Consider the following 5,563-nt stretch of genomic DNA (forward strand, 5'->3'; position numbering starts at 1 on the left):
CGACTTTCATCTCTTTGATTGTGGCGGGCATCCACAGTGTCCGTTATTTTGAAGTGCAACAATAAGATTTTGTAACTGCCGGGCTCTTATCAAAAAAAATAGAGGAAATGCATGCCGGAAAAACAAAGAATTCTCATAGTCGATGATTCACCATCTAATATCAAGGTGTTAAATGAGATTTTAAAATCAGATTACATTATCAATATTGCTACATCAGGTGAAAAAGCCTTTAGTATCCTGGAGCAGTGTACACCGGATCTTATCATCTTGGACATAATGATGCCAGGAATGAATGGTTATGAGGTGTGCAGCTTAATTAAAAAAAAACCTACGCTTGTAAATGTCCCTGTTGTTTTTATAACATCAAAGAGTGATATTTCAGATGAGGAGCGAGGTTTTCAGGTTGGAGCTGTTGACTACATAACCAAACCGGTCAGCCCTCCTTTGGTAAAGGCAAGGGTGAAAATCCATCTTCTTATTAAAAAACAGCAGGATCTTTTAAGGCAAAGCATCTCTATTCTTGAGCACAGGGCGGAACTTCTTCAGCACAAGGCTGAACTTGGCATGCTGGCAGCAGGTCTTGCACATGATATTAATAATATCCTTTTTGTTGCAATGATGATAGATGCCGTACCCTCGATGCTTCCGGACGACCTTGAAACAAAGCCGATTATTGAAGATAGTATAAAAAATGTTATGGTCAGTCTCTCCATGGGAAGGGATATCTGCCGGGGGTTTACAAGTTACCTGAATGACTTTGGAGAAGAAAAACAAATTCAGAGCTTCTCTCCTCTGCTGACACCTCTGACTATGTTTGTAAAGACATTCAAGGTAAAACTTTATACAGATATTTCATCATCCCTGCCGTATATTGAATGCAAAGGTGCTCAGATCAAAAGGGTTATTGTAAATCTTTTTATTAATGCATGCCAGGCTATTGAAGGCCAGGAAGAAAAGAAAATTTTCATAAGAGCATGGGCTGAAGATGATAGGCTCTATTTTTCCATAAAGGATAATGGGCCTGGTATTCCTGAAGATATTCTGCCACATATCTTTGAAGAGCACTATACAACCAGAAAAGATGGTAATGGTCTTGGACTCTCCATGGTAAAGAAAATTCTTAAAACCCACCATGGAACAGTAGAGTGCATAACCTCAAAGGGAGATGGTGCCATGTTTACATGTTCACTGCCTGCCATCACTGACAGCTAATGTGATTCATAGTTGCTTTAAATCTAATTTACTTTCTGTATGTTGCGTTTAATCTACCTTACTGTATGTTGCTCCTAATCTATCTTCTGTATATTCTTCCTAATCTATCTTCTGTATATTCTTCCTAATTTATCTTCTGTATATTCTTCCTAATTTATCTTCTGTATATTCTTCCTAATTTATCTTCTGTATATTCTTCCTAATCTGCCTCTTATATATTTTCCAAGCACATATACCGCCTGGTCTGCTGACCTGAAGACAGGCAGTCCTTCTGCCTGAAACGCTTTTGCAAGGGGGTCATAAAGCTCTCCGCTGTCTATTACCATGATAACTGGTTTGCTGTGGTGTGATGCAAGTTCTGAGATGCTTTTGATTATATTTTTATTTCTTTTTTTTATGTTTTCTGAGCCACAAATATTTTCTGCATTGTCATTTTTTGCGTTTCCATTTGGTAGATTTTCATTTTTCACATTTTCATTGTTTCTATTGTCATTTTTCACATCTTCATTGTGTCGATTTTCAGATGATAATTGACCAGGCAGAGTCTCCATTACAGGTGTCAAAGGCACAATAGCTGCGATTACAGCATGAACATTGCTGTCCTTTAAGAATGCTTCAATAATCTCTTCATAAACAGATTCCACAGCCATGGGTGTGACATCCATGGGGTTCTTGATATCCACAAGCGATGCAAGCCCGCTATTTTCAAGGGTCATTTTTATATCTGACCTTGTCAGCTCTGAAAAAAGTGCCATTTGAAGCTGGAAATCATCTCCAAGTATATTGTCGGCAATTCCCACAGATTCATAACCTGCATTACTTATTGCTGCAAGTCCGTTTCCACAGATATTTTTGTTGTGAAGTGCCCATGAGAGCTGAACAAGACCCTCAAATTCCGTAAATGTATCAGCCACCATGGCCCCTGCCTCTCTGATGCAGGATTTGCAGACTGCATAGTCACCGGCAAGGGATGCGGTGTGGCCTGATGTGGCGTGTTTGCCTTCTGGTGTTCTTCCTGCTTTATAAAAAAGTATCTCTTTGCCTTTTCTTACAGCATCTCTGACTGCACGGGCAAACTCAAGGCCGTCCAGATCCCTGAATCCCTCCATGTATATGGCAACAGTGGTTATGTTGTCGAGCTTGTTGAAATAGTGAAGCAGATCCCCTGCTGTTAGATCCATCTGGTTTCCTATGGAAAGGGCGTATGCAGGATCAAGAAATGACATTTTGCTCATTCTGGTGATCATGTATGCACCGCTTTGGCTTATAAACGCTGAACTTCTGGGATGATCTCCTCTGCATTTGGGCAATTTGTCTTCCGGAATAAAAAGAGAATCATATTTGCCAGGATGCGAGAGAACCCCGAGACTGTTTCCTCCAAGAAAAACAGGCCCGCCAGGAAAGTCATCTTTAGGAAATGAGATAGAGTCTTCAGTGTTAAAAGCGCGCAACTTCTGGATTTTATTTTCAATTGCAAGGCGAGCACCTTCACTTCCAATGACTTCACCAAGGCCTCCTGGTATTATAATGAGACTTTTTGCAATATCATTTTCAATGACATCATCAAGAACTGATTGCACAGCCTGTGCACTGACAGCAAGAATAAGCAGATCGACCTTTCCGGGCAAGTGTTTAACGGATGGAACAAAATAAAGATCATTAAGTTCTAAAGAGAGGCTGTTATCTTCTGAAGCTACATTATGATCTTGTTGAAAAATGCGGTGAGCTTTTAAATTTTTTTCTGCAGAAGGATGAATAATAAAAATATCAGATCTGTTGAAACCGTTGGCAAGGATATTTTCAAGAATGATATGTCCTGGATTTCTTGATTTTGTTGAAACTCCCATAATAGCTATTGATTTTGGATGCAGCAGAAAATCAATTTTTGATATTGGCCTTGGAGGGGGCAGGGCAGTGGGGTGGGAAAAGCTGCACAATCCGTCAAGAGGTACCATAAGGTACTTGAAAAAGGCAAATGGATTTATTTCAAGCTCTTCAATGACAAATGGTGCTGATGAATTTAAAGGTGAAAAATAGTTTGCAATCAATATAAGAGCTGCAAAGCACTCTTTCAGTTGCTCGTCAGTGACTTTTCGTTTTTCTCCTCTGCCGATACCTGTGAGTTTGTCAAAGGATATTGTTCTTTTGTAAAGATCAAAAAAAGCTTCTGCATCCATCATTTCAGTGGAAGCTGACACCACAGCCTGCCCTGTTCTGAATCTTCGGGCATAAAGTTCCGTATCGGTTCCTCCAAGGCCGGCTGTGAGGATCATACCAAACTCCCTTGTACGTCTTAAACTTACCAGAAGTTCGTTTCCAAAGTCTGTGTTATCTATGGGAAGAAACTCACATATAAGTATCCCCTTTATATCCCTCTTTATCTCCTCAACAGACGCTTCACGGTCAAGTTCTCTGTAAGGCATATTGCTGCTGGCCTGGGTCAATCCGGAACTACCCCCTTGAAGGGGTTCATTGTAAGTTATGTTGCCGCCCATTTTTTTTTCCAGCATTAAACAGTATTTTTCAGGCACCTCATACATCATGCTCCTGACAGCCGAGAGCACCTCGCTTCTTGTTTTGTCAACGATCCTTACCCCACCGATATCACTTTTATGTAAAATATTCGGAGATACAACTTTAAGAACCACTTTATCTCCGGGAATATCAGCAAGCATGGTATCGTTAAGTCTTCCATCTTTTTCAAGAAAACGGTATGTTAGAGGGGTTTCTCCACCTATCAGGCTAATCAGCTCATATACCTCGTACTCATACAGAAAGCTTCGCCCTTCATCAGCCGCTTTTTTAAAAAGACCGCAAATCTCTTCTGTTTTGACATATAATTTCATTTTTTTCTCCTGACTGTTATAGATGCCTGATATTATACTTGTCTCAATGGCTAAACACAAAGTCTTTTAGATTCTTATCAGCATCTTTCATGTGAGTACAAAAAATAGTTATTTAGATTCTTATCAGCATCTTTCACGTGAGCACAAAAAATCGTTATATTTTTGACAATTAGATAACTTGCCCATTTTCATCTCCTCCATTCACGGAGTGTTGGTTTGGGGTTGAAATTACTTGGGTAAGTTATTTCAGACAGCTTCCTTAACCAAAATATCACTTGAAAGAGTAAGCCGTGCATGTTAGAAAATAAAGCTTTTAAAAAATCAAAAATATAACTGTTGTCATAACCATTTGTGAGGATTAATAAATTGAGTTTAAAAACAGTGTGTAATTTTTCTATTGTTTGCAGAATGTCATTTTTTGTTTCATTGATTCGCCTTTGCAGGTACCGATTACTGCTCAATGCTATTATGGTTTCATTGCTTTTTGTTAATACAGGGATTTCTGATGCCCGGGCAGAGCTGGTTGACAGAATTGTGGCAATTGTAAATAATGACGTTATTACACTGCTTGAACTCAACAGTGCCCTGCGGCCATATATGGACCAGATTGAATCTGCAGGTTATGATTCTGAAAAAAAAGAAAAAATGGCATATCAACTTCGACAGGACATGTTAAACCGCATGATCGAAAGAAAAATGACCGATCAGGAGGTAAAGCGCCTTCAGTTGACAGTCTCTGATAAGGAGGTTGACAATGCAATTGAACGTCTAAAGCAGGCGCAATTTATGACACAGGAGGAGCTTGAAAAAGCTCTGCTGCACGATGGTCTGACATACGAAGATTACAGAGAAAAGATCCGTGAGGAAATTCTTCGGCCCAAACTTATCAATTTCAGTGTTAAATCCAAAGTGGTTGTAACTGACACAGATATCAAAAATTATTATGACAGCCATCCGGAAGAGTTTGCAGGGGAGAAGAGGTATTATCTTAAAAATATTGTATTTCCGTTTGATTCTTTTGCTTCTCAGTCACTCATGGATGAGCAGATGGAAAAAGCTCGTGAAGTAAAGTCCATGCTGCTTTCAGGAAAGAGCTTTGCCTCACTTGCCAGGGAATATTCCGATGCACCCAATGCTCATGACGGAGGTGACCTTGGTCTTTTTGATCTTGAGACAATTTCTGACACCATAAAAAAAGCCGTCAAACCTCTTAAGGCTGGAGAGTTCAGCGATATTATTCTGACTGATCAGGGATATCAGATTTTTTATGTGGAAAGAGTTGAAGAAAAAAAAGGAAAATCCCTGGAAGAAGTTTCACAAGAGATCTCCCAAACACTATATGATGAAATCGTGGAAAAACGTTTTCGGGAATGGTTAGACACGCTTAAAGAGAAATCACACATAAAGGTGATGCTTTGATGCGCTTTACAGATTCATTATGTTTTAAAAATAGAAGATCGCATTTATGACTCTGTTTATTAAGGAATGGGTTTTTAATAATTTGT

General features: G+C 39.3%; 3 protein-coding genes. 2 read left to right on the forward strand and 1 reads right to left on the reverse strand.

The annotated features are described in order from the left end of the window. Positions 1-111 precede the first annotated feature (111 nt). Positions 112-1,212: a hybrid sensor histidine kinase/response regulator gene (locus MTBBW1_RS01310; RefSeq protein ID WP_080798047.1), complete on the forward strand. Its 1,101-nt coding sequence runs from the start codon at positions 112-114 to the stop codon at positions 1,210-1,212. A gap of 179 nt (positions 1,213-1,391) precedes the next feature. Here the strand turns inward: MTBBW1_RS01310 and MTBBW1_RS01315 are convergent, their stop codons facing one another. Further along, positions 1,392-4,058, reverse strand: a complete 2,667-nt coding sequence (locus MTBBW1_RS01315; RefSeq protein ID WP_080798050.1) for an acetate--CoA ligase family protein — start codon at positions 4,056-4,058, stop codon at positions 1,392-1,394. Between the two features lie 366 nt (positions 4,059-4,424). Between MTBBW1_RS01315 and MTBBW1_RS01320 the strand changes: the two genes are divergently transcribed. After that, positions 4,425-5,477, forward strand: a complete 1,053-nt coding sequence (locus MTBBW1_RS01320; RefSeq protein WP_080798052.1) for a SurA N-terminal domain-containing protein — start codon at positions 4,425-4,427, stop codon at positions 5,475-5,477. Positions 5,478-5,563 lie beyond the last annotated feature (86 nt).

It is taken from the genome of Desulfamplus magnetovallimortis (assembly GCF_900170035.1).
Taxonomy (GTDB): Bacteria; Desulfobacterota; Desulfobacteria; order Desulfobacterales; family Desulfobacteraceae; genus Desulfamplus; species Desulfamplus magnetovallimortis.

Coding starts and splice junctions, on each gene's coding strand:
- MTBBW1_RS01310 (WP_080798047.1), top strand. CDS start 112: ATGCCGGAAAAACAAAGAATTCTCATAGTCGATGATTCACCATCTAAT.
- MTBBW1_RS01315 (WP_080798050.1), bottom strand. CDS start 4,058: ATGAAATTATATGTCAAAACAGAAGAGATTTGCGGTCTTTTTAAAAAA.